Annotated in this window: 23 protein-coding genes, 1 tRNA gene, 1 pseudogene and 1 riboswitch; of the genes and pseudogenes, 18 read left to right on the top strand and 7 right to left on the bottom strand. The window is 67.6% G+C overall.

The genetic code is table 11. The features are described 5' to 3' along the window. Positions 1-109: 109 nt before the first annotated feature. The 7 genes from ABE454_RS12575 (at position 110) to ABE454_RS12545 (ending at position 4,972) form a co-directional block, all read left to right on the top strand. Positions 110-436 carry an NAD(P) transhydrogenase subunit alpha gene (locus tag ABE454_RS12575; RefSeq protein ID WP_121482436.1) on the top strand — a complete coding sequence of 109 codons (327 nt, stop codon included), beginning with the start codon at positions 110-112 and terminating at the stop codon, positions 434-436. Next, positions 433-714, top strand: coding sequence for a hypothetical protein (locus tag ABE454_RS12570; protein WP_346532143.1), 282 nt, complete (start codon positions 433-435; stop codon positions 712-714). Before ABE454_RS12575 ends, ABE454_RS12570 begins: the two co-directional genes overlap by 4 nt. 19 nt (positions 715-733) lie before the next feature. Beyond that, positions 734-1,105, top strand: coding sequence for a hypothetical protein (locus ABE454_RS12565; protein ID WP_346532227.1), 372 nt, complete (start codon positions 734-736; stop codon positions 1,103-1,105). 26 nt (positions 1,106-1,131) lie between these two features. Further along, positions 1,132-2,550, top strand: a complete 1,419-nt coding sequence (locus ABE454_RS12560) for an NAD(P)(+) transhydrogenase (Re/Si-specific) subunit beta (protein WP_346532142.1) — start codon at positions 1,132-1,134, stop codon at positions 2,548-2,550. Positions 2,551-2,586: 36 nt separating this feature from the next. Continuing rightward, positions 2,587-3,066, top strand: a complete 480-nt coding sequence (locus ABE454_RS12555) for a hypothetical protein (RefSeq protein ID WP_346532140.1) — start codon at positions 2,587-2,589, stop codon at positions 3,064-3,066. A 7-nt stretch (positions 3,067-3,073) separates the two neighbouring features. Next, positions 3,074-3,448 (top strand): cupin domain-containing protein, encoded by a 375-nt coding sequence (locus ABE454_RS12550; protein ID WP_346532139.1) that lies wholly within the window; start codon positions 3,074-3,076, stop codon positions 3,446-3,448. 72 nt (positions 3,449-3,520) lie between these two features. Continuing rightward, positions 3,521-4,972, top strand: a complete 1,452-nt coding sequence (locus tag ABE454_RS12545) for an amidohydrolase family protein (RefSeq protein ID WP_346532137.1) — start codon at positions 3,521-3,523, stop codon at positions 4,970-4,972. A 51-nt stretch (positions 4,973-5,023) separates the two neighbouring features. On the opposite strand, the gene ABE454_RS12540 is transcribed toward ABE454_RS12545, so the two are convergent. Continuing rightward, positions 5,024-5,599 (bottom strand): HdeD family acid-resistance protein, encoded by a 576-nt coding sequence (locus ABE454_RS12540; protein ID WP_346532135.1) that lies wholly within the window; start codon positions 5,597-5,599, stop codon positions 5,024-5,026. A gap of 85 nt (positions 5,600-5,684) precedes the next feature. After that, entirely contained in the window at positions 5,685-5,924 is a 240-nt protein-coding gene (locus ABE454_RS12535) for a hypothetical protein (RefSeq protein WP_346532133.1), read from the bottom strand. A gap of 99 nt (positions 5,925-6,023) precedes the next feature. On the opposite strand from ABE454_RS12535, the gene ABE454_RS12530 reads away from it, so the two are divergent. The 3 genes from ABE454_RS12530 to ABE454_RS12520 all read left to right on the top strand — a co-directional run bounded on the left by ABE454_RS12530 (position 6,024) and on the right by ABE454_RS12520 (position 9,417). Beyond that, positions 6,024-7,007, top strand: a complete 984-nt coding sequence (locus ABE454_RS12530) for a helix-turn-helix transcriptional regulator (protein WP_430826292.1) — start codon at positions 6,024-6,026, stop codon at positions 7,005-7,007. Positions 7,008-7,080: 73 nt separating this feature from the next. Continuing rightward, on the top strand, positions 7,081-8,517 hold the full coding sequence (locus ABE454_RS12525) for a hypothetical protein (protein WP_346532131.1): 1,437 nt from the start codon (positions 7,081-7,083) through the stop codon (positions 8,515-8,517). A 36-nt stretch (positions 8,518-8,553) separates the two neighbouring features. Continuing rightward, a complete protein-coding gene (locus ABE454_RS12520; protein WP_346532129.1) occupies positions 8,554-9,417 on the top strand; it encodes a hypothetical protein in 864 nt (287 codons plus the stop codon). Between the two features lie 2 nt (positions 9,418-9,419). On the opposite strand, the pseudogene ABE454_RS12515 reads toward ABE454_RS12520, so the two are convergent. Beyond that, positions 9,420-9,595 (bottom strand): annotated as a pseudogene (locus tag ABE454_RS12515) (transposase); the annotation flags it as partial. Between the two features lie 20 nt (positions 9,596-9,615). On the opposite strand from ABE454_RS12515, the gene ABE454_RS12510 reads away from it, so the two are divergent. Continuing rightward, complete coding sequence (locus tag ABE454_RS12510; RefSeq protein WP_346532128.1) at positions 9,616-9,849, top strand: hypothetical protein; 234 nt, start codon at positions 9,616-9,618, stop codon at positions 9,847-9,849. Here ABE454_RS12510 and ABE454_RS12505 read toward each other — a convergent pair. The 3 genes from ABE454_RS12505 to ABE454_RS12495 all read right to left on the bottom strand — a co-directional run bounded on the left by ABE454_RS12505 (position 9,820) and on the right by ABE454_RS12495 (position 12,551). Then, positions 9,820-9,896 (bottom strand) — tRNA-Arg (locus ABE454_RS12505). The genes ABE454_RS12510 and ABE454_RS12505 overlap by 30 nt on opposite strands. 137 nt (positions 9,897-10,033) lie before the next feature. Further along, positions 10,034-10,411: a MerC domain-containing protein gene (locus ABE454_RS12500; protein ID WP_346532126.1), complete on the bottom strand. Its 378-nt coding sequence runs from the start codon at positions 10,409-10,411 to the stop codon at positions 10,034-10,036. A gap of 79 nt (positions 10,412-10,490) precedes the next feature. Next, complete coding sequence (locus ABE454_RS12495) at positions 10,491-12,551, bottom strand: TonB-dependent receptor domain-containing protein (RefSeq protein ID WP_346532124.1); 2,061 nt, start codon at positions 12,549-12,551, stop codon at positions 10,491-10,493. 78 nt (positions 12,552-12,629) lie between these two features. Between ABE454_RS12495 and ABE454_RS12490 the strand changes: the two genes are divergently transcribed. From ABE454_RS12490 to ABE454_RS12470, 5 genes are all read left to right on the top strand, one after another. Then, positions 12,630-12,905 (top strand): helix-turn-helix transcriptional regulator, encoded by a 276-nt coding sequence (locus tag ABE454_RS12490; RefSeq protein ID WP_346532122.1) that lies wholly within the window; start codon positions 12,630-12,632, stop codon positions 12,903-12,905. A 16-nt stretch (positions 12,906-12,921) separates the two neighbouring features. Then, complete coding sequence (locus tag ABE454_RS12485) at positions 12,922-13,674, top strand: hypothetical protein (protein WP_346532120.1); 753 nt, start codon at positions 12,922-12,924, stop codon at positions 13,672-13,674. A gap of 210 nt (positions 13,675-13,884) precedes the next feature. After that, on the top strand, positions 13,885-16,185 hold the full coding sequence (locus tag ABE454_RS12480; protein WP_346532118.1) for a TonB-dependent receptor: 2,301 nt from the start codon (positions 13,885-13,887) through the stop codon (positions 16,183-16,185). Positions 16,186-16,349: 164 nt separating this feature from the next. Continuing rightward, positions 16,350-17,039, top strand: coding sequence for a response regulator (locus ABE454_RS12475; RefSeq protein WP_346532116.1), 690 nt, complete (start codon positions 16,350-16,352; stop codon positions 17,037-17,039). Then, the gene (locus ABE454_RS12470) at positions 17,036-18,082 is read left to right on the top strand and encodes an ATP-binding protein (RefSeq protein ID WP_346532115.1); all 1,047 of its coding nucleotides are present in this window, start codon (positions 17,036-17,038) and stop codon (positions 18,080-18,082) included. Before ABE454_RS12475 ends, ABE454_RS12470 begins: the two co-directional genes overlap by 4 nt. On the opposite strand, the gene ABE454_RS12465 is transcribed toward ABE454_RS12470, so the two are convergent. Continuing rightward, positions 18,066-18,980: an IucA/IucC family C-terminal-domain containing protein gene (locus ABE454_RS12465; protein ID WP_346532113.1), complete on the bottom strand. Its 915-nt coding sequence runs from the start codon at positions 18,978-18,980 to the stop codon at positions 18,066-18,068. The two genes, ABE454_RS12470 and ABE454_RS12465, sit on opposite strands and share 17 nt — an antisense overlap. 160 nt (positions 18,981-19,140) lie before the next feature. Continuing rightward, positions 19,141-19,360, top strand: a riboswitch (cobalamin riboswitch). Positions 19,361-19,555: 195 nt separating this feature from the next. Between ABE454_RS12465 and ABE454_RS12460 the strand changes: the two genes are divergently transcribed. Both ABE454_RS12460 and ABE454_RS12455 read left to right on the top strand, forming a co-directional pair. Continuing rightward, the gene (locus ABE454_RS12460; protein ID WP_346532112.1) at positions 19,556-21,748 is read left to right on the top strand and encodes a TonB-dependent receptor; all 2,193 of its coding nucleotides are present in this window, start codon (positions 19,556-19,558) and stop codon (positions 21,746-21,748) included. 69 nt (positions 21,749-21,817) lie between these two features. Continuing rightward, positions 21,818-22,780: an LLM class flavin-dependent oxidoreductase gene (locus ABE454_RS12455; protein ID WP_346532111.1), complete on the top strand. Its 963-nt coding sequence runs from the start codon at positions 21,818-21,820 to the stop codon at positions 22,778-22,780. Positions 22,781-22,785 lie beyond the last annotated feature (5 nt).

Genomic DNA, 22,785 nt, shown 5'->3' with positions numbered 1-22,785 from the left:
GCCGTCATCCCGGCCGCAGCGAAGCGGAGAGCCGGGACCGCAACGAGCGTCGGCGTTTCCGGCGGTCCCGGATAGCCCTGCGGGCTTCCGGGATGACAAGGAGTTGATGATGGAACACGTCGATCCCACCGTCTTCCGCCTGGCGATTTTCGTCCTGTCGATCTTCGTCGGCTATTACGTCGTCTGGAGCGTGACGCCGGCGCTGCACACGCCGCTGATGGCTGTGACCAACGCCATTTCCAGCGTCATCATCGTCGGCGGCCTGATCGCGGCGGCGGCGATGAGCGCGCAGGCGGGCGGGCCGAACGCCTGGATCGCCAAGGGCGCGGGCGTGGCCGCCGTGACGCTGGCCAGCGTCAACATCTTCGGCGGCTTCATGGTCACGCGCCGGATGCTGGCCATGTATCGCAAGAAGGAAAGGCCCAAGGCCTCGTGACCCTGTCGCCGATCATGCTGGCCTTTTACCTGTCATGGGCCGTGACCGGACTGGGCGTGGCCCTGTGGGTCTGGAGCTGGGTGCGGGTCAGCGACCCTATCGGGCGTCTGCGGTTTCAGGACTGCGGCATCGTGCTGGTCTTCGCCGCCATCGTGACGCGGGTCATCATTCAGGATCGTGAGATGACGGTCTTCGACTGGGCGATGATTTTGCTGGGCCCTCTTTTCATTGCGGCGGCGCTGTGGCGTCTGTCGCGAACCCAATCCGTCAAACGCTAACACCCAAGAGTATCGCGTGATGAAAGTTTCCCTGATTTCCGCCCTGACCCTGTCGGCCGCTGTCGTGGCGGGCGCCGCCTCGGCCCAGTCCTCGCGTGAGGTGGGCAAGGACCCCTATCACGGCCTGCACTGGTCGGTCGCCGCGCCGCAGGGCGCCGAGTGGGCGCTGGAGTGCCGCTTTGCGCCCGTGACCATCAAGGGCGTCCACATGAACCGCATCACCCATACGGGCTCGGGCCGGATGGCCGGACGTCTGCCGGGCGACAACGGCACCTGCCGCGTGACCAAGACGGGCGGTCAGGGCCCGGTCGGCGTGGCCGTGGTCAAGAACGGCGAGGCCAAGGCCGCCGGCACCAACGGCGACGCGCCCGCCGTCGTCAACGTTTTCTGATCTGAGCATGGAATGAGGGGGAGGGGATGAACGCATCGATCGCGGCGCTGGCCTATCTGGCGGCGGGGGTTCTGTTCATCCTCTCGCTCAGGGGGCTGTCTAGCCCCGAGACCAGCCGACGGGGCAATACGCTGGGCATGGTCGGCATGGCGCTGGCGGTCGGCGTCACCCTGCTGACGCTGGGAACCTCGGGCGCGCTGGACCCGCTGACGCTGGCCCTGATCGCGGGCGGGGTCGTGGTCGGCGGCGGCGCGGGGGTGGTGATCGCCAGGCGCGTGCCGATGACGGCCATGCCGCAACTGGTCGCGGCGTTTCACTCCCTCGTCGGATTGGCGGCCTGTCTGGTGGCGGTGGGCGCGGTCTATGCGCCGGACGCCTTCGGCATCATGACGGCGGCAGGCGGGATCAAGACCCTGTCCATCGTCGAGCTGTCGCTGGGCGTGGCCATCGGCGCGATCACCTTCACCGGCTCGGTCATCGCCTTCGCCAAGCTGGACGGGCGGATGAGCGGGGCGCCGATCCTGTTGCCCGCGCGGCACCTGATCAACATTGCGCTGGCTCTGGCGCTGGTCCTGCTGATCGGCATCCTGATCGGCACGGGCGGGACGGCGATCTGGGCTTTCTGGGCCGTGTTCGGCATCAGTCTGGTGCTGGGCGCGACCCTGATCATCCCCATCGGCGGGGCGGACATGCCGGTGGTGGTGTCCATGCTGAACTCCTATTCCGGCTGGGCGGCGGCGGCGCTGGGCTTCACGCTGGAGAACATCGCCCTCATCATCACCGGCGCCCTGGTCGGCTCGTCGGGCGCGATCCTCAGCTACATCATGTGCAAGGGCATGAACCGCAGCTTCGTCAGCGTCATCCTGGGCGGCTTCGGCGCCGAGGCGGGCGCGGCGGCGGGCGGCGGGGCGGTGGAGACGCGGCCGGTCAAGCAGGGCTCGGCCGAGGACGCCGCCTTCATCATGAAGAACGCCTCCAAGGTCATCATCGTGCCCGGCTATGGCATGGCGGTGGCCCAGGCCCAGCACGCCCTGCGCGAAATGGCCGACACGCTGAAGGAGGAGGGCGTCGAGGTGAAATACGCCATCCACCCCGTCGCGGGCCGGATGCCGGGGCATATGAACGTCCTGCTGGCCGAGGCCAACGTCCCCTATGACGAGGTGTTCGAGCTTGAGGACATCAACAGCGAGTTCGCCTCGGCCGATGTGGCCTTCGTCATCGGCGCCAACGACGTGACCAATCCGGCGGCCAAGACCGATCCGCAGTCGCCCATTTATGGGATGCCGGTGCTGGACGTGGAGAAGGCGGGCACGGTGCTGTTCATCAAACGCGGCATGGCGGCGGGCTATGCCGGTGTCGAGAACGAGCTGTTCTTCCGCGACAACACCATGATGCTGTTCGCAGACGCCAAGAAGATGGTCGAAGGGATCGTGAAGGCGCTCTAGAATGCTCGCGTCGCCCTGTCGGGCCGTGGAGCGATCATGCGCGTATTGTCGGGACGGAAGCCAGGACTGAAGACCGGCGCCGCGTGGGCTGTGTCCGTGGGCGCGCTGGCGGGGCTGTCGGCCTGTTCGGCGATGATCGGCATCCATATCAGCGGGGGGCTGGAACAGCCGGTCGCCCGCTTCGGCTCTGATCCCGCCAGGCCGGAAAAAGCCTGTCTGCGCAGCCTGACGGTGCAGGAGGCGAACGGCGCCGACCGACCCGTCGTCTGGGCGATCGAGGCGCGCGGCGGACGCTGTATCGGCCTGCGTCAGGTCGTCTATGGCCAGGCGCTGAATGGCTTCGATACCCGGACGGAAGCGACGGCGCTCAAGGCGGATACGGTCTATTTCGTCATGGGGCAGGGCGTGACCGTCGGACCCCTCAGCCGCGTGCCGTGGATGGGCGGCGCCGATGTGGTGTTCGAGGACGGGCGCTGGCGCTCGATCCGGCCACAGCGCGTCTCGCCTGCGCCCTGACGCCGACATGGAAGGCGAAGCGGATTTCACGCTCGAGGAGGTCGTCGAGAACCTGGGGCTGGCGCCTTTGGCCGAGGGCGTCTGGGGGCGGCGTATGGACCCGACGCAGGCCGCCGACGTGGCGACCGGCGTCTATCGGCTGATGACGCCGCAGGCCGCGCACGACTGGCGCGCGACCGAAGCCGAGGAGCTGTGGATCGCCTATATGGGCGCGCCGCTGGAGATCGAAATGGCCACCGAAACCGGCGTCCGGCGTGAAACCGTGGACGCCGGATCCGGCCTGTGGATCACCGTGCCGCCAGACAGCTGGATCAGGACGCGCGCTGTCGGCGGCTGGTGCCTAGCGGGCAGGATCGGCGGGAGTCCTGTTGACAGCGTTTGATCCTGCGTAATCGCAAAACGCCGCTATCCCTGATCCGCTTGCCGCTGACGATGCAGGCCCTATAGCGGTTTCATGCGCACATTTCTGATCGCCGCCTCCGCCCTTTTGTCCGCCTGCGCCCTGGCGCCTCTGGCCGCCGCCCAGACGCCGGTTCAGCCGGTCGACCTGCTGCTGACCTCGGCCACGGTGGTCGATGTCGAGAAGGGCGTGTCGACGCGGGATCAGTTGATCGCCGTGCGCGGCGGCGACATCGTGGCCGTGGCGCCCGAGGGAGATGCCCCCCTCTATCAGGCCGCTCGGACGCTGGACGTGGGCGACCGCTATGTCATGCCGGGGCTGTGGGACATGCACGTCCACTTCGGCGGGGGCGAGGCCCTGATCGAGGAGAACGCCGAGCTGATGCCCCTGTTCGTCGTCAACGGCGTCGTCGCCGTGCGGGACGCGGCGGGCGATCTGGCGCAGCAGGTGCTGGACTGGCGCGACGCCCCGCCCACGGCCGACGCCCCGCGCATCTTCACCTCCGGCCCCAAGATCGAGGGCATCGCTCCCGTCTGGAAGGGCGTGATCGAAACCGGCAGCGAGGCCGATGTCGACGCCGCCCTGGACCGGCTTCAGGCCCTGCGCGTCGACTTCGTCAAGATCACCGACAACACGCTGAAGCCCGAGCTTTTCCTCTACGCCGTGCGCGAGGCGAAGAAGCGGGGCATGAAGACCTCGGCCCATATCCCCGCCAGCATCACCGTGCTGGAGGCCGCCGAGGCGGGCCTGTCGTCGATCGAGCATCTCGACTACGCCATGAAGGCCGGCTCACGCGACGAGGCCGCCATCGCCGCCGACTATCTGGCGGGCAAATACACCTATGCCGAGACGATGCGGCGCTATGCCGACACCTTTGACGTCGAGACGGCCCGGCGGGTCTATGCGCGACTGAGGGAGCTCGGCACGGCGGTGTCGCCGACCCTCTATGGCTCGACCACCCTGGCCAATCTGGATCTGGACGACCATTCAAACGACCCGGAACAGGCCTATGTCGGGCCGGGCATCCGCGCGACCTATGAATGGCGCATCCAGCGCGCGGCCCAGTCCACGCCGCAGCAGGTCGAGGACCGCCACTTCGTCAAGGACGTCACCGCGCGCACCCTGCCCATGCTGCGCGATGCGGGCGTGACCATCCTGACCGGGACGGACGCAGGCTTCCTCAACTCGTTCAACTATCCGGGCTTTTCGTTGCACGACGAGCTGGAGCTGTATGTGAAGCTGGGCCTGACCCCGCGTGAGGCGCTGATGGGCTCGGTCGTGGACGGGCCGCGCTTCCTCAATCAGGGCCAGCGTTACGGCGCCGTGGCGGCGGGCAAATCCGCGGACCTGCTGGTGCTGGACGCCGACCCGCTGGCGGACGTCAACGCCACGCGGGGCGCCCAGGCCGTCATCCTGCGCGGCCGCCTGATCGAAGCCGCGGAACTGGAGCGGATGCGCGGCGAAATCCGCGCCCGCGTGGCGGCCCGCGAAGCCGCTGCAAACTGAGATCTGAACGGCTGATCAGCGAGGGCCGCAGCCCTCGCCGACGCCTGTTGCTTACCGGGCGGCCAGCTTCTTCAGACGGAAAGCGACCCAGATCAGCAGCAGGCCGAACAGCACGGCCCAGGTCGCGATCAGCCACAGCAGGCCGATGGCCCCGGCGCCCGGCATGAAGACCAGGATCAGGCCGAAGATCACCGACAGCAGGCCGGCGGCGCCCAGGCTCCATTCGTTGGAGATTTCGTTCCTCAGGCGGATGGCGCCGATGATCTCCAGCGCGCCGCGCAGGATCGACCAGAAGCCGATCATATAGACCAGCACCAGCGCGGTCAGGTCCGGCCAGGCGAAGACGACGATGGCGGTCAGGATGCTGATCACCCCGGCCAGCGCCAGCCACCAGCGTGGAACCATGCCGCCGCCCCGGATGGCGGCGACCAGCGCCAGAATCCCGTCCCCGAAGGCATAGATTCCATAGACCATGATCAGCGTCAGCAGGCTGATCTGCGGCCAGATGAAGGTCAGCACGCCGAAGGCGACGGCGGCGACGCCGCGCAACAGCAGCAACCACCACGAGCGGTGCAAAGCGGATTTGATGAAGCCTTCCACCGAAGGCGCGGCGTTCGACGAGGTCATGAGTTCAGCTCCCCTGAGCAAGCGTTGCAGTTACGCTTGCCAACGCAGCACCGAGTGGAGAGTTCCCTCTCCCGATGGGAGAGACTTACGCCGCCGCCTGCCAGTCAGAGCGGGCGTTGAACGGCGGCGTGTGGAACTCGTCCCACAGGGCGTCTTCGTTGGTGTAGCGGCTGGTCGAGGCGCTGATGACGTCCACCACCTGTTCCTCCTGACGGTCCCAGATGACGGCCAGATCGCTTTCGGTCTCGCACGGCACGATCATGTAGCGGTCGGAGAAGGTCTTGCGGGCGGGCTTCTGGACGGTGGGGGTGCGGACGAAGGCCATGGGGAAAACTCCTGATGCGAAAGGCGTCGCCTCTTGCTGACAGGATGAATATGAGACAGCATTACGCCAGTTTCGGACGCATCTCTGTGGAGAAGTCATTTGCGGCACGACAAGGCGGCCATGGTCATCGATCTGGCGCGCGGCATGGCGGCCAGCGCCGAGGGGCTGACGCTGAACGAGATGGCGGCCCAGCTGAACGTCGGGCGCCGCACGGCCGAGCGGATGCGCGACGCCGTGCTGATGCTGTTCCCGCAGGTTGAGGAGGTGTCCGACCCGCCGACCAAGCGCTGGCGCATCCGCGGCGGGCTTTCGGCCTTTGAACAGGCGCCGACGGCGACCGAGATGCTGGAGCTGACCAAGGCGGCGGCGGCCCTGCGCGCGGCGGGCGAACCGGCGCGGGCAGCGGCGCTGGAAAGCCTTGAGCGCAAGGTGAAGGCGGCGATGCGCTCGACCACGCTCAACCGCATGGCGCCGGATCTGGAGGCTCTGGTCCGGGCCGAGACCATCGCCGTTCAGGCCGGGCCGCGCCCCAGCGCCGACGAGACGGTGCTGGCTGAAATTCGCGGGGCGGTGCTGGCCGAGCGGCCGCTGAACTTTATCTACGCCCGGCCGGGAGCCGAGGCGCGGACCCGCACCATGACGCCGTGCGGCCTGATGTTCGGGCGGGCCAACTATCTGGTGGCGGCGGATCGCGAGAGCGGGCGTATCCAGACCTTTCGTCTGGACCGGATGAGCGCGGTCGAGGCGGGCGAAGGCACGGCGCGCCCGCCCGAAGATTTCGACCTGGGCGCCTTCGCCAGCCAGTCGTTCGGCATCTATCAGGACGAGATCGAAGAGGTCGCCGTCCGCATCGCGCCCGAGGGCGCCGACGAGGCGCGCGGCTGGCGCTGGCACCCGACCCAGACGATCGAGGATCAGGCCGACGGATCGGTCGTGGTGCGGTTCCGCGCCTCGGGCATGCGTGAACTGGCCTGGCACCTGTTCACCTGGGGCGAGCAGGCGACCATTCTCGGCCCTGACCGGCTGAAGGCGGTGATGGGCGAGGCGCTGACGGCGGCGGGACGCGCCCTCGAACGGGCATGAAGCTGAGGAAACCGTAAGGTGACGAGGGGCGTTTGGGAGCCCTAAGCTGCGCCATTCCTCATGGGAGCCATGCGTGCGTCTGAAAATCCTGTCCACGGCGGCCGTTGCAGCCGCCATCCTGCTGACCGCCTGCGCCGCCATGCCGGCCCCCGCCCCCTGGAATGTCGAGGCGGCGCCGCAGGTGACGGTGACGCGCGAGGGCGGACGGCTGACCGTCGACTATCATTTCAACCGCGACGCCGTGGTCTGGGCCTTCATGGACTCCGCCCTGATCTCGGAGGTGCGCCAGCCGTGGCGCCCGCAACAATGGACGGTCCAGACGCCCGGCGTGGTGATGGAGCGACGCGGCCACTACGACATCATCCGCAGCACGAACGGCGGACCCGTGCCGCGCCACGTCCGTTTCAGCGTCGCGCCCAAGGCCGTCGAGCTGGAGGCGGAATATAAGACGCTGGTCTTCTCGGACGGCGCGGTCGCCCTGCCGACGCGGCAGATGGACGTCTTCGCCCTCGGCTCGCCCGAGGCGGCGGAGGCGATGCCGGCCGACCTAAACGGGGTCAATCTGGACGGCGGCCCCTCGCGCGTGACCTGGCGCGATCTGGACGGCCCGGTGCTGTTCAACGGCGAGCGCCACGCCGAACTGACGACGAAGGGCGAGCGGTCCTATGTCCTGCTGGGGCAGGCGCGGGTGACGCCGGGCGAGGGGCTGACCACCGTCATGGACCCCAATCTGCCGCCGTGGATCGGCGAGAAGATCCGCGACTTCGCCCCGCGCGTGGGCCAGTTCTACCTGCAACGCCTGGGGCGACCCGGCTCGGGCGGCGACAATCCGGTGGTCATGGTGTCGTGGAACGGCCCGACCGAGCGGATGACCAGCATGGGCGGCAGCGTCCTGCCCGGCCTGATCGTCATGTCGTTCGAGGGGACCGGCGTGACCCGGCCGACGGCGGAGATGGAGCGCGTGTCCCGCTGGTTCATCGGCCATGAGAGCGCCCACTTCTGGCTGGGACAGACCGTGCGCTACGAGTTCGCGCGCGACGCCTGGATCACCGAGGGCGGGGCCGACCTGATGGCGGTGCGGGCGCTGAAGGCGCTGGACCCGGCCTATGACGACCGCAAGGCCCTGCAGGAGGAAGTCGACGACTGCGTGACCTTGAGCCAGGGGCGCGGCGTGGCCGAGGCGGGCGAGCGCGGCGAGCACCGCGCCTATTACGCCTGCGGCGCCGTCTTCGCCATGACGGCCGAGGGCGCGCAGAAGCGACGCGACGGCGGCGACTGGTTCGGCTTCCTGCGCCCCCTGCTGGACGCCAACCGCCGGGACGGCGTGCTGACCCGCGCCGAATGGCTGGACGCCCTGACCCGCACCTCGGGCGACCCGTCGCTGGCCGCCGACATCGGCCGGATGCTGGATCAGGGCGCGACCGACCCCGCCGCCGAAATCGCCGCCCTGTTCCGCCGCGCGGGCGTGCCGCATCGGGTCGAGGACGGACGCGTCATCCTGACCAATTGATCCTGCTCAAGGCGCGGAACGGCGTTTGGCGCGTTGATGGTGCGTATCCTTCAACAGGAGGCCGCCATGCCGTGGACCAGTCTGATCGTCTATGTCGACGATGAAGCCGACAACCCCGCCCGCCTCAACGAAGCCTGCGCCCTCGCCAAGGCGCATGACGCGCGCCTGATCGGCGTATCGGGCTGCGCGCCTGAAACGCCCGTCGCCGACGCCTATGGCGCGGGCATATTGCTGGGCGAGGTGATGGCGGCCCAGCAGGCGCGCAGTGAAACCACGCTCAAATCCGCCGAGCAGCGCTTTCGCGGCGCCGTCGAAGCGGCGGGCGTCGAAGGGGAATGGCGCGACGATGTCGGCGATCCGACCGGCCTGACCCTGCGCCATCTACGGGCGGCGGACGCGGCCCTGGTCGGACGCGACGCGGGCGGGGCCAGCGCCTGGCGCTGCCCGAACCCGGCGGATCTGGCCATGCGTGCAGGTCGGCCGGTGGTGGTTCTGCCGCCTGATCCGATCCGGTCGATGGTGGATGGTCCGGCCTTGCTGGCCTGGTCCGACACGCGCGAGAGCCGACTGGCGGCGCAGGCGGCCCTGCCCCTGCTCAAGCGGGCCGATGGAGTCCGGGTGGTCGAGTTGTGCGATCCGGAGGATACGGACGGCGCCCGTCTGCGGACGCAGGATGTCGTGCGCTGGCTGGCCGGGCATGGCGTCGCCGCCGAGCCTGACGCCCGCCCCCACGACGACCGTTCAGGCGGCAGACGCCTGATCGACTGCGCGACAGAAATGCAGGCGGGACTGATCGTAGCGGGTGCCTGGGGCCATGCCCGTATGCGCCAGTGGATCTTCGGCGGCGTGACCCAGACCTTGTTGAACGAAGCCCCCGTGGCGCTGATGCTGGCGCACTAGGTTCAGGACTCATTGATCCAGAAGATCATGATTATGGCGATGAAGGTGGGGCGCATCGGTCGTATCGTGTTGCGATGCGGCGCCAGTCCTTGAGGCGGGCGAAGAGGTTCTCGATCTTGTGCCGGGTTCGGTAGAGGGCCTTGTCAGGGGGATGAGGACTTTTCGGCTTCGGCGGCACCGGTCCTGACCGATGACAAGGTGAGACGCGCCGCTGTTCTGCTGCGGGAGCAGCTTCACGACGGCCCCATCGATCTACGGAAAGACTACGCCCGGATGCTGATCGGCGAGGTGGCCGTGACTGACGAAGACATCGGCATTCGCAGCTCCAAGGACGCGCTGGCCCGCTTTGCTGGAGAACCGAGCGGCTTGATGCCGCCTCAAGTTCTCTCTTCTGTTCGAGAATGGCGCACCCGACAGGATTCGAACCTGTGACCTCTGCCTTCGGAGGGCAGCACTCTATCCAGCTGAGCTACGGGTGCGTGTATGGCGCGGGGGCCGGATGGCGGTGCTTACAGTATGGGCGCAGGCGTCTCAATCCCGAATCTCGCCGGACGCCCTTTCAGCACGTTTGCACTTGTCCGTCGGTACAGGCATGCCCGCGGACGCCTGGCTTTCGTCAGTGATTGTGCGGCCTGCAGCGCCAGTTCAGCAGGTGGGCGACCGCCAGCATCAGGCCGCCAGACACGGTGATGGGCGTTTCCAGTTCGTGGCTGGGCCATTCGGCGGCGGCCAGGAACAGCAGGGCGACGCCGGTGGCGCCAAGGGCGATCAGCGGCCAGGCGCGGCGGCCGTGCGCGTCGGGTCGTGTCAGGGTCCAGGCGGCGATGGGGGCGGCGGTCGCGGCGAAGACCCAGTGAACCCACGGCGCCTCGGCGAATGTCCCGAACAACGGCAGCAGGCTGGCGGCCACGGGCAGGGCCAGACAGTGGACCATGCACAGGCAGGACAGGCCGATTGCAGCGAAATCACCCCAGGTTTGGGTGCGGGCGGTCATGGGCGGTCCTTTCGGGAGGAAAAGTCGGCCGCGACGTCATGACGACGCCGCGGCCAGGCGGGGGAGGAGGGGGGAAGGGTCAGAAGCGGGCGCGGAAGCCCACCACGACGTTGCGACCACGCAGCGGCGCCAGGTGGCCGATGAAGGAGGCGTGGTTCATCGCCTTTTCATCCAGCAGATTGGTGCCGCGCACGAAGATCTGGCCGTTGATGTCGGCGATGGTCGGGACATCATAGGCGAGGGTCGCATTGACCATGTTGTAGCCCGGCGTCTTGCGCTCGAAGGCGGCGATGCGGTCCTGTTCAAAGACGTGGACGTATTCCAGATTGCCGGACCACGGCCCCTGATAGAAGTCGCCGCGCGCGCCCAGACGGCCCGCCGGAATGCGAGGCAGGTCGCCGCCGTCGCCCTTCAGTTCGGCGCGGACATAGTCGCCGAAGGCGGTGGCGGACAGGCCGGGCCGGAACTCGTGGCTGACCTGGGCCTCGATGCCGGAGAAGCGGGCGTCGGCCTGGGTGTACTGGATCAGGCGGAAGTCCTCGAACTGGTCCAGCGTCCGGGCGTAGATGTAGCCGTCGTAGTCATAGTGATACAGGCTGGCGCCGAAGGTGGTCGCGCCTTCCGTCTTCTTCAGGCCCAGTTCGATCGAGACGGCGGTTTCGACGTCCAGCTTGGCGTCGCCGATCTCATAGGTGTTGGTGGCCAGGTGGACGCCGCGCGAATACATCTCCTGCGCGGTCGGGGCGCGTTGCGAGCGCGCGACCGATAGGGTGGCGACATAGCCGGGCGTAAAGGTCCAGTTGGCCGCGCCCGAGATGGAGAAGGGCTTGTGGCTGGTGTCGGGTCGGCCCATGGCGCGGCCGTCCTGCCATTCCTGACGGATGGCGCCTTCCATGCGCCAGTCGCCGGTGACGTATTCCTCGACCACGAACAGGGCGTGGTTTTCGGTGCGGCTTTCGGGGATGAAGGATTCCACGCCGACGGCGGCGAAGTCGCTGCGCGAGGTCTGGGCGCCGACCACGCCGCGCACGCCGGCGATGGGGGCGTGCTGGACCTCGATCCGGGCGTCGTGGCCCTTGTTCGTGAAGGTGGTGGAGACGACGCCGGCGTCGATCTCGTCGTGGCGATAATCGGTGAAGCCGCCGCGGAAGCGGATGCGTTCGATCCCGGCGAAGGGATCCTGAAGCTCGCCGCGCACGTCGACGCGCTTGCTGATCAGGTCGACCGTGGGGACATGGTCGTGATCGTGGTCATGGTCGTGCCCGTGATCATGGTCGTGATCGTCGCCGCCGTGGTCGTGGCCGCCGCAGTGCAGGCTGGAGCCGTGCGGGTGGCAGGACTCATATTCATGGGTGTGGCCGGGCAGGCCGTATTCGCTGCGCTGTTCGGTATAGGCGGCGCCCAGATAGCCGCGCGAGCCGATCCATGACAGGCCCAGGGTCGCGGTCGAGGTGCGGTTGAACGAACCGTCCAGCGTCGCCTTGTCGAAATCGGGCACCTCATAGTCGTCGGTGCTGCGCTTGGCCGCCTCGACGCGGATGGCGAACTGTCCGGCGCCCGCCGTCAGGCCGACGACGCCCGACTTCTCATTGTCGGCCGTGCCGAGGCGGAACTCGGCCACGCCCTCGCCGCCGTTTTCAGGGATGCGCGTGGGGATCTTCTTGTCGATCAGATTGACCGCGCCGCCGATGGCGCCGCCGCCATACAGCAGGGCCGACGGACCGCGCAGGATCTCGATGCCTTCCAGCAGCAGGGGCTCGCCCGAAACGGCGTGGTCGGGCGACACCTCGGAGGCGTCCATCAGGGCCGAGCCGTCGCTGAGCACCTTGACGCGGGGGGCGGTCTGGCCGCGTACGACCGGGCGGCTGGCCCCGCCGCCGAAGGGGTCGGAGTTGACGCCCGGCAGGCCGTTCAGCGTCTCGCCCAGCGTCGACTGGCGGCGCTGGACCAGTTCATCGCCGCGCAGGACGGCGACGTTCGACACCACCTCCTTGCTGGAACGGCCCAGAACGTCGGCGGTCACAACAACGTCGTCCACACGGGTCGTGGCCGGGCCTGACTGCGGCAGGGTCGCCGCCGTGGCGGCCGTGGAAATGGCTGAAAAACTCACCGCCGCGAGCAGGATTGATCTTGAGTGCATGGCGCTCCCCGTTCATGAAGAAAGTCGCTATTATGTTATATCATAACATTCATCAAGCGGATAAGGACGGAGAGGTCGATGAAAGGGGAGGACGCCGCCCTCGCGGCGGAACGGGTGCAGCATGAGGTCTGGCTGATGATCGGTCAGGCGTTCGCACGGCAGGGCGACGCGGAGGCGACCGCTCTGGGGCTGACGCAGTCGGATCTGGCGCGCCGTCTGGGCGTGCCGCGCGGACAGGTCTGTCTGTGGCTGCGGGATCGTGAGCGGATGACGCTGAAGGCGGCGGCGCGACTGGCGCACGCCATGGGATATGATCTTCACGTCCAGCTGGTGCGCCGGACGCGGGTCGCATGATGGAGATTTGCGACGGATGAGTCTTTTCGACCATGTAGAGGCCCTGCAGGGGGCGGCGCCCTGGGGGCGGTTTCTGGATGCGGGCACGGGCGTCAACAGCAGCGTCTGGAGCATGGCCCTGCCGACGACCTCATGGACCGGGGTGACGGCGGCGGCCGGTCACGCCGCCCAGGTGCGCGATGCGGTGGGGGACCGGTTCCGTCCGCAGGACCGGCTTCTGCTGGGCAATTGGACCGACCCGGCCCTGCTGGATGGCGAGGTCTATGACACGGTGCTGGCGGACTATCTGATCGGGGCGGTCGAGGGGTTTTCCCCCTATTTCCAACAGACCATGCTGCGCCGGTTGCGGCCGCTGACGGGGCGCAGGCTCTATGTCGTCGGACTGGACCCCTACATCGTCGGCCCGGCCGAGACGGACGAGGCGCGGATCGTGCGCGAGATCGGCCGCCTGCGCGATGCAGTGCTGCTGCTGGCGGATGAGGGGCCTTATCGTGAATATCCGGCGGAGTGGACGCTGAACGCCCTGGCGACAGCGGGTTTCACGGTGTTGTCGGCGCGGCGTTTCCCCAACCGCTACAAGGCCAAATGGGTGAATGGCCAGTTGGACATGACGCTGCGCCGCCTGCCGAAGCTGGCCGACCGCGCGCTGGCGGATCGGCTAGCGGACACGATCGCCGAGGTCCGACGCCGGGGGCTGGATCTGTGCGAGGCGCGGGGCGGACTGAGGCACGGTGCGGACTATGTGGTGTCCTGCGAACCGGCGGTGTGATCGGTTGCGGCCAATTGTGGAGATTGATTGCAGGCTGTCATCAGCCTGATTGCAGGTTGCAATAATGGCGTGGCGCAAAACCTACATTGGACTGTAGCCGGACATTAAAACGGGCAATATAAACGCATCATAGAAGCAGTCTTCTCAACGAGGGGACTGTTCATGCGCCGCCGCCATAACATCAAGAGTGCGCTTCTGCTTGGGACAGCGATGATCGCTGCGCCCGTTTCGGCCTTTGCCGCGACCAACGACGCGGAGATCGATCCGCCCGCGCCCGCAGGCGTTTCCGGGCCGGACGTCACGTCCCTTCAGGACGTCATCGTCACCGCCACCAAGCGCGAGACGAACCTTCAGGACACGCCCATCGCCATCTCGGTCATGAGCAGCGAGGCGCTGGAGAACCGCCACGTCCAGAGCCTGATGGATCTGGCCGACGGCGCCGTGCCGGGCCTGCGCATCGCCACCTTTGAGGCGCGTCAGTCCGCCCTGACCATCGGCATCCGCGGCATTGTGCCGAACGACGCCAACCAGCCCGCCCGCGAACAGGGCGTCGGCGTCTATGTCGACGGCGTCTATCTGGGCCGTCAGCACGGTCTGGGCGCGGCCCTGCTGGATGTCGAACGCATCGAGGTGCTGAAGGGGCCGCAGGGCACGCTGTTCGGCCGCAACACCGAGGGCGGCGCCCTGTCGCTGGTGACCCGCAAGCCGTCGGGCCAGTTCGGCATGAGGGCGACCGCCGGGATCGGCAATCTGGACTCCTACAACAGCCAACTGCACGTCGACTTCGGCGCCATCGGCGATTTCGCCTTCAAGATGGACGGGGTCATCATGGCCCAGGGGCCGGTCACCAAGAACCCGCTGCCGGGCGAGGAAGGCTTCGGCGCCTATGACCGTCGCGGCCTGCGCGGTCAGGTGCGCTGGACCCCGAACGACCGCTTCACCGCCGACCTGGCCGTCGACGTCGGCAAGGACAAGAACACCCCCTTCTACAGCCAGCTGCTGAACTTCAATCCGAACGGGCTGAAGGTCGTGCCGTGGAACTCGACCAGCATTCCGTCGGGCAGCATCCGCGACCTGGCCCCGATCGTCGAGGTCAACGGCGACAGCGTCATGCGCACGGCCGACATCGGCGTGCCCCAGCAATGGAGCACCGACGACACGCGCGGCGTCGACCTGCACCTGTCGTGGCGTCCGAACGACAGCGTCGAGCTGCGCTCCATCACCGCCTACCGCGAGGTGGACGTCGAACAGTATGACAACATCGCCGGGGCGCACCGCCCGCCTGTGGTCGGCCCGAACGCCAACTTCAGCCGCTATTCCCTGGCCGGTCTGTGGCAGCACCAGTTCAGCCAGGAGTTCCAGGCGGTCGGCTCGATCGGCGATCGCATCGACTATGTCGGGGGCCTCTACTACTTCAAGGAAACCGCCTGGGACGATGCGTCGACGCCCTCGACCAACAAGTGGAACGCCGACGGCACGGGCTACACCATTCTGGACCCGACGCCGACGATCCGGGGCTTCCGCTCGATCGACCGCGAGAGCCGCGCTGAATCGGAGTCCAAGGCCATCTATGGTCAGGCGACCTGGACCCCCGACATGCTGAACGACGCCCTGCACATCACCGCCGGCGGCCGCTTCACCTGGGACGACAAGTCCGGCGTCCTGTCCAAGGTCAACAACGTCGCCACCGACTACACCTTCAAGGAGAAGAACGAGCGGTTCAATCCGATGGTGACCTTGGCCTATGACGTGAACCCCGACGTCAACGTTTACGCCAAATACGCCACCGGCTATCGCGCGGGCGGGGCCAGTTCGCGCTCGCTGACCTATCGTTCCTTCGGGCCGGAGGACATCGAGTCCTACGAACTGGGCCTGAAGAGCGACTGGCTGGACCGCCGCCTGCGCCTGAACGCCGCCGCCTTCTATTCGGAGCGCGAGGACAGTCAGATCGACTTCAGCCTGGTGACGGTTATCGGCGCCTCGACGCGCAATACGCTGGAGACGATCAACGCCCCCGGCACGACCAAGATCAAGGGCGTCGAGCTGGAGGCCATGGCCCAGGTCATGGAGGGTCTGACCCTGTCGGCCTCCTATGCCTATACGGACACCAAGGTGCCGCCGACGCGCAATCCGTTCAGCGGTCAGGTCCAGCAGGTCTTCATCGCCTTCACGCCGAAGAACGCCTTCAGCCTGGCCGCCGACTACACGGCCCCGCTGTTCGGCGTGACGTTCAAGGCCCACGTCGACGCCAACTACGCCGATGCGACGCAGGCCTTCGACCAGTTCGAGCTGAAGAACGACTCCTCCTTCATCGTCAACGGCCGTCTGGCGCTGACCGACATTCCGACGCGCAACGGCGGACCTCTGATCGAGGTGGCCCTGTGGTCGCGCAATCTGTTGGACGAGCAGTATGTCTATCGCCGCGACCCGTCGAACCGGGCGACCATCGGCGACTACGGCAACTTCAACACGCCGCGCACCTTCGGTCTGGAAGCGACGGTTCGTTACTGAGCCAACGCCGCCTCCATGCGAGGCGCGCAGATGTGGATGACCGGACCCTCCCCGATGTCGCCGTCGGGGAGGGTTTGGAATTTGGAGCGGTCCCAGCCGCGCGCGGGTCGGGTTTCTCTGGACGCGGCGCGGTTGATCTGCGCAAGGCAGGGCGAGGAGACGCCATGAGCCAGCTGGTTCTGATCGCAGAAGACGAAATCGAGATCGCCGACATCCTGGGCGCCTATCTTCGGCAGGAAGGATTCCGCACGGTCCATGCCGCAGACGGCGAGGCGGCGGCGGAAATGCACGCCACGCTCAAGCCTGATCTGGTGCTGCTGGACGTGCGGATGCCGGGGCGCGACGGCTGGGACGTGTTGGGCGAACTACGCCGCCGGGGCGAGACGCCGGTCATCATGATCACCGCGCTGGATCAGGACATCGACAAGCTTCAGGCCCTGCGCATCGGCGCCGACGACTATGTGGTCAAGCCGTTCAATCCGGTCGAGGTGGTGGCGCGCGTCCACGCCATCCTGCGTCGCGGGACCGGCGCCGGTCCGGCCAAAATCCTGCGCGTCGGCCCGCTGGAGGTCGATCCGGACGCCTATCTGGCGCATTTTGTCGGGCCGGAGGGGCGGCAGCGTCTGGCCCTGACCCTGACTGAGTTCCGTATGCTGGCCTGTCTGGCGGCCTCGCCCATGCGGGTGCTGACCCGCGCCGAACTGGCCGAGGTCTGTCCGGCCCGCGCCGAGGTCATGGACCGCACCGTCGACAGCCATCTGAGCAAGCTGCGCCGCAAGCTGGAAGAGGCGGGCGCCGGGGGCGTGCTGGTCAATGTGCGGGGCGTCGGCTACCGGCTGGAGCCGAACGGGTGAAGCGCACCGCCAGCCTCAGCCGCAAGATCGCGGCGCGCATGGCGCTGGTGACGCTCAGCGGACTGGCGATCGCGGCCCTGATCGCCTTCTCCCTCTATATGTGGGTGTTCCAGAACCACCCGGACGCTGTGCCGCCGCCCGATGAATGGGTGCCGCAGCCGATCGACTATCTGGCGATCGCCGCCGCTGTGGCGATCGCGGTCGGGGTGGCGGTAGCGACGGGGGTGCAACTGGCGCGGCGCATCGTCCTGCCGCTGACGTCGCTGGCGGAGACGGCGCGGCGCATCGCCGACGGCGACCTGTCGGCCCGCGCCGTCGCCGGGGATCAGACCATCGGCGAGACGGCTGATCTGGTCGAGGATTTCAACGCCATGGCCGCCCGGCTGGAAGGGCTGGCGGCGGGAATGGTGGCGTGGAACGCCTCCATCGCGCACGAACTGCGCACGCCCGTCACGATCCTGAAAGGGCGGCTTCAGGGCGTCTGGGACGGCGTGTTCGACATGGACGAGGCCACCCTGACCAGCCTGCTGAAACAGGTCGACGGACTGGCGCGTCTGGTCGAGGATCTGCGGGTGGTCAGTCTGGCCGACAGCGGACGCCTGCATCTTCAGTTCGAGAGGGTCGATCTGGCCCGCGTGATCGGCGAACTGAAACAGGCGGTCGAGCCGGGCCTGATCGCCGCCGGCTTCAGGCCTGAATGGCGGCTGCAGCCTGCCCCCGCCGTGTGTGATCCGGTGCGATTGCGGCAGGCCGTGCTGGCCCTGATCGAGAACGCGCGCGTTCACGCCACGCCGGGGCCGCTGATCATTGAGACGCAAGCCGTTGTAGGCGCGGTGTGCATCATCGTTACGGATGCGGGACCGGGACTGCCTCCGGGCCTAAATGTGTCGGCCTTCGATCCGTTCCAGCGCGCTTCATCATCGGAAGGCGGCAGCGGCCTTGGCCTGTCCGTGGTGCGCGCGGTGGCCGAGGCGCATGGCGGATCGGTCGCCTACAGCCGGTCCGGGCAGGGCTCTGCCTTTGAAATCAGGACGCCCGGATAGGCGGCGTCTGCGGCCGCGCGGCCAGCCGTTCGGCATAGACGGCGGCGCGGTCCGCCTCGCTGGTCAGCGGGCAGATGCCGCACTTCTTGCGGTCAGGCGCGCGATAGACGAGGCAGCACGTTCCGCGCCGATAAAATGTTCCCGTCCGCCCGTCGCCCTGCACGCAGATGGGGGCGCCGCTGCGGCCCAGCCCGTCGATCTGCGGCGCCGCCAGCGCCAGAAGGTCCAGCAGGGCCGTGGCTGTCTGCTCCCACATCAGGCTGGTCCGGGCGTCGATGAGGGTCGTCACCGTCCCGATCTGCGAGGCGATCGTGCCGCGAACGATGGGCGCGCCGAGGCGATAGCGCGCCTTCAGCCGCTCGCCCAGAGGCAGCAGGTGTCCGTCCAGCAGGGTGCGGACGATGGCGGCTTTCAGATCGTCCGTCGGCGTCAGCGCCAGATCCTCGACCCGGTCGCCGGGGCGGGCGAAGACACGCGGGCGGATCAGGGCGGCGAACTGCGGTCGTCCCTCGGCGTCGATGCGAAAGGCGATGTTGTCGGCGCTGACGTCCGGCGCCCGGCCATGCAGCATCCAGCCGCCCAGCACCGGGCCGGTCATCCGGCAGCAATACCACTGGAACCACATATTGGCGGCGATCTTCAGGTCGGCGGTCTTCAGATCGGCGGCGCGCAGGGCGATCATCCGGTCCAGTTGCGCATCGGTCAGTTCAGAGGCGATGAAGCGGTCGTCTGTCTCGCCGCTCCAGCGATCGGCCAGCATGAAGCGCGGGTCCAGCGCGGCCAGCGCGTCCAGCGTCTCTGCGAAGCGCGCTGGGCGCGGCGCAGGCGGGGGCAGGGGGCGGCCGAAGGCGTTCAGCGCCTCCTTCGCCGGGGTGATTGTCGCAAGCGGGCGATCCATCGGCCTGCGCGGCCTCCCTGCCTTAAGCCTGTCTCAGGCAGGCATGGCGTCTGTGTCGGTGTTTTCGCCGTCTGTCCATGTCTGGGGGATGAGCTTGGCCGGGCGCTGGACATGACGGCGGAAGTCCGACAGAAGGCGCTCGTCCAAGGGCCGCGGTCCGAAGACGACATAGCGCGCCAGAGCCTTCGGGCTTGAACGGGAATGCGGTGCGGGGCTCGCCCCAAGGCCGCAGCTGTCCCTGCAACTGTAAGCGGTGAGCGCACAGGCCACGACGAGACGGGTTTTCCGCCTCATCAGCCACTGGGGCTTCGGTTCCGGGAAGGCGGTCGGTGCGGCGATGACCCGTGAGCCAGGAAACCGGCTGGTGCGTGTCGCTCGTGCCTTCGGATCAGTGTGAATCCGCGGCCCGGAACTCCGTTTGAGCGACAACTGGAATGGGCGAAGAGCCGTTTCGGGCCGAGGACCGGGCGCCGGTGCGCGTCTGGAAGGCTGCGTGTCGAGGCGCGCGGCTGTCCCCTGCGCCCGGACGGCTGTTCGCCGTGTGTTTTTTGCCTTCGGGCACTCGGGGTTGCGTCATGTCCAAACTTCTTCTTCGCAGCGTCAGCATGGCTGCGCTTCTTGTCGGCCTGCCTGCGGCGGCGCTGGCCGATAACGCCGGGGCGGATCAGGCGCGCACGGCCGGGATGCAGGCCACATCGGTCGAGGACGTCATCGTGCGCGGCGCCGCCGACCGCCTGCCCGGCGAACTGCTGCAGGGCAGCGCCCGCGCGGGGATTCAGGGCGACCGCTCCGTGATGGACATCCCCTATTCGCAGATGAGCCTGACGGCGCATACGCTGGAGCTGTTCCACGACCCCAGCCTGCCACTGGCCAATGTGCTGCAGAACAACCCCTCGATCCGTTCCAGCACCAGTTCGCCGATGTACAGCGACTTCTCGATGCGCGGCGTCAACATGAACGGCAACCACATGATGCTGAACGGCATCCCCAGCCTGTTCTCGCAGTTCACCACGCCGCCCGCCCACGTCATCGAGCGGATCGACATCACCTCCGGCCCGAATGCGGCGGTCAACGGCGTAAGCATGTCGAACAACGGCACCGACAGCGGCGCCACGCCCGCGCCCGGCGTCATCAACGTCGTCACCAAGTCCGCGCCGCTGGATGACCTGAACCGCGTCACCGGAACCTTCTCGGGCCGGGGCAGCGTCGGCGTCTACGCCGACGTCGCGCGTCGCTTCGGCGATGACAAGGCGTGGGGCCTGCGCGTCAACGCCGAGCATCTGGACGGCGAACTGTCCCTGCCGGGCGCCGAGAACAACAGCAGCAACGTCTTCTTCAATCTGGACCATCAGGGCGCTAACAGCAGCACCAATCTGTTCGGCGGCTATTTCGACCTGCGGATCAACGGCGGCCAGCGCTGGTTCACCTTCAGCGGCGCAGGCGTCGACCTGCCTACGGCGCCGGACGCGGGGATGAACTACGACTTCCCCGAAACGACCAAGCTGATGTACGGCTATGTCGTCGCCCTGAACCACGAACAGCGCATCAGCTCTGACTGGACCCTGTTCGCCAACTACGGCGCGATGGAAAAGAGCGGCTATAAATACAACTCCAGCTCGGCCCTGCGCTTCAACGATGCGGGCGAGTTCGTCGCCGCCAACGTCGCCAACACCCAGGTCGAAGAGACGCAGAACGCCTATGCCCAGGTCGGTCTGCGCGGGCGTGTCCGCACCGGCGCGGTGACGCACAACCTGGCCATCGCGCTGGATCATTCCTTCGCCAAATACTGGAACGACACCCACAACAGCCCGACCGGCCGTATCGGCGGAAACCTGTATGACGGCGTGTCCTATTCGCCCGCCTTCTATCCGCTGCCGTCGCGCCGTAACCCGGTGCATCAGTGGAGCGAGACGAACATCGGCCTGACGCTGAGCGACGTCATTTCGGTCGGGAAGTTCGATCTTCTGCTGGCCGCCTCGCAGAAGAACGAGAACTTCCTGAACGGCCAGACGGGGCGCCGGATCAAGAACGACAACATCCTGCCGACCTATGGGCTGACCTATAAGCTGTCGCCGAACCTGTCGCTGTATGCCGGTCATACCGAGAGCTTCTCGCGCGGGTCGATGGTCGGGAACGACGCCCGCTACGTCAATCGCGGCGAGGTGCTGGCTCCCATGCGCGCGACCCAGAACGAGGTCGGGCTCAAGTTGAAGCACGGCGGGATGCTGACGACGCTGGCCCTGTTCGACATGGAGCAGCAGAACATGATTGACGTCGAGGTCACGCCGACGACCTTCCGCCGCGATGCGGACGGCCGCAACCGCTATCGCGGGGTCGAACTGGCCTCGGTCGGGCAACTGACGGATCAGTGGACCGTCACCTTCGGCGGCCTCTATCTGGACGCCGAGCGCGAGAAGACCAACGGCGGCCTGACCGACGGGCGCTACGTCAACGGCGTCTCGGAATGGAGCGGCACGGCGGGCTTTGAATACCGCCCGGTTCAGAGCGTCGGTCTGGTGGGACGCGCCGTTTATAACGGCGAAGCCTTCATCGATTCCGGCGCCCGCGACGGCACGCGGATCCCGTCCTTCGTCTCGTTCGATGTCGGCGCCAACTATCGCACCGTGGTCGCCTCTCACCCGATCCGGCTCAGCGCCATGGTGCTGAACGCGGGCGACAAGAGCCACTGGATGGGTCGTGGCGGGTCGACCACCTTCGGCCTGTCCATGCCGCGCACCTTCCAGTTCTCCATTCAGGCCGATTTCTGACCGGACGGCCGGGGCGCGCGCTTTCGTCGTGAAGCGCGCGCCCTGAACGGATGACGAGAGGAGGGCGCCATGCGCATCGACCTGTATGGCTGGACCCGCGATGCGACGCGAGGGCGGCACGACGACTTCCTGTCCCTGTTCGAAGAGGCGGACCGGCTGGGGTTCGACGGCGTCTGGTTCAACGAATTCCACTTCCAGGACCCGCCACAGCCCTATCCCTCGACCCTGCTGCTGGGCGCCGCCCTGCTGGCGCGGACCGAGCGGATCCGGGTGGGGACGTCGATCCTGGTCCTGCCGCTGCATGATCCCCTGTTGCTGGCCGAGAGCATCGCCCAGTTGGACCATCAGGGCGGGGGCCGTCTGGACATCGGCATCGGCCGGGGCACGGACCCCCAGACCTTCGACATACTGGGCGTGGATCGGGCTGAGGCGCGGGCGCGCTTCGAGGCGGCCTATGACGCCATGATCCGGGTCTGGACCGAGCCGCTGTCGGCGACGCACCGGGCCTCGGCGCCGCCGTTCCAGACGCCGCATCCGCCGCTGTATGTGGCCGGATCGACGCCCGAGACACTGGGTTTTGCGGCGCGGCGCGGCCTGCCGCTGTTGCTCAGTCTGGAGCCGCCGGAACTGCGCCAGCTCGCCGTCTATGCCGAGGCATTGGTTGAGGCGGGGGCGCCCGGTGCGCTCAGCCGGTCGTCGCTGTGCCGCTATGTCTGCATCGGCCGCGACATGGCTTCGGCGGTGGAGGCGGTGGATGATTTTCTGGCGCGGCGTCAGGTCGCGCGGGACGCCTCGGCCCTGGCCAGAGGCGTGCAGAACCCGCCGCTGGATCGCGACAGGGTGCTGTCCGAACAGGTCATCTGGGGCGACCCGGAACAGTGCGTCGCCCAGATCGCCGCCCTGTGCCAGACGCGCGGAACGGGCGAGCTGCGTTGCGTCTTCAACGGCAATGGCGTCCTGGCCAATGACGAGGCGCTGGCGGCGATGCGGCTGTTCGCCCAGACCGTCCTGCCCGCTGTTCGTGAGGTCTAGGGCGT

This window comes from Brevundimonas diminuta, assembly GCF_039673845.1.
Taxonomy (GTDB): domain Bacteria; phylum Pseudomonadota; class Alphaproteobacteria; order Caulobacterales; family Caulobacteraceae; genus Brevundimonas; species Brevundimonas diminuta_E.
The sequence above is the reverse complement of the archived record's forward strand: the minus strand, read 5'-3'. Positions and strand labels throughout refer to the sequence as shown.

Coding starts and splice junctions, on each gene's coding strand:
- ABE454_RS12480 (WP_346532118.1), top strand. CDS start 13,885: ATGATCGCTGCGCCCGTTTCGGCCTTTGCCGCGACCAACGACGCGGAG.
- ABE454_RS12520 (WP_346532129.1), top strand. CDS start 8,554: ATGGTGCGTATCCTTCAACAGGAGGCCGCCATGCCGTGGACCAGTCTG.
- ABE454_RS12495 (WP_346532124.1), bottom strand. CDS start 12,551: ATGCACTCAAGATCAATCCTGCTCGCGGCGGTGAGTTTTTCAGCCATT.
- ABE454_RS12490 (WP_346532122.1), top strand. CDS start 12,630: ATGAAAGGGGAGGACGCCGCCCTCGCGGCGGAACGGGTGCAGCATGAG.
- ABE454_RS12555 (WP_346532140.1), top strand. CDS start 2,587: ATGCGCGTATTGTCGGGACGGAAGCCAGGACTGAAGACCGGCGCCGCG.
- ABE454_RS12560 (WP_346532142.1), top strand. CDS start 1,132: ATGAACGCATCGATCGCGGCGCTGGCCTATCTGGCGGCGGGGGTTCTG.
- ABE454_RS12535 (WP_346532133.1), bottom strand. CDS start 5,924: ATGGCCTTCGTCCGCACCCCCACCGTCCAGAAGCCCGCCCGCAAGACC.
- ABE454_RS12565 (WP_346532227.1), top strand. CDS start 734: ATGAAAGTTTCCCTGATTTCCGCCCTGACCCTGTCGGCCGCTGTCGTG.
- ABE454_RS12475 (WP_346532116.1), top strand. CDS start 16,350: ATGAGCCAGCTGGTTCTGATCGCAGAAGACGAAATCGAGATCGCCGAC.
- ABE454_RS12485 (WP_346532120.1), top strand. CDS start 12,922: ATGAGTCTTTTCGACCATGTAGAGGCCCTGCAGGGGGCGGCGCCCTGG.
- ABE454_RS12540 (WP_346532135.1), bottom strand. CDS start 5,599: ATGACCTCGTCGAACGCCGCGCCTTCGGTGGAAGGCTTCATCAAATCC.
- ABE454_RS12500 (WP_346532126.1), bottom strand. CDS start 10,411: ATGACCGCCCGCACCCAAACCTGGGGTGATTTCGCTGCAATCGGCCTG.
- ABE454_RS12465 (WP_346532113.1), bottom strand. CDS start 18,980: ATGGATCGCCCGCTTGCGACAATCACCCCGGCGAAGGAGGCGCTGAAC.
- ABE454_RS12575 (WP_121482436.1), top strand. CDS start 110: ATGGAACACGTCGATCCCACCGTCTTCCGCCTGGCGATTTTCGTCCTG.
- ABE454_RS12545 (WP_346532137.1), top strand. CDS start 3,521: ATGCGCACATTTCTGATCGCCGCCTCCGCCCTTTTGTCCGCCTGCGCC.
- ABE454_RS12550 (WP_346532139.1), top strand. CDS start 3,074: ATGGAAGGCGAAGCGGATTTCACGCTCGAGGAGGTCGTCGAGAACCTG.
- ABE454_RS12460 (WP_346532112.1), top strand. CDS start 19,556: ATGTCCAAACTTCTTCTTCGCAGCGTCAGCATGGCTGCGCTTCTTGTC.
- ABE454_RS12455 (WP_346532111.1), top strand. CDS start 21,818: ATGCGCATCGACCTGTATGGCTGGACCCGCGATGCGACGCGAGGGCGG.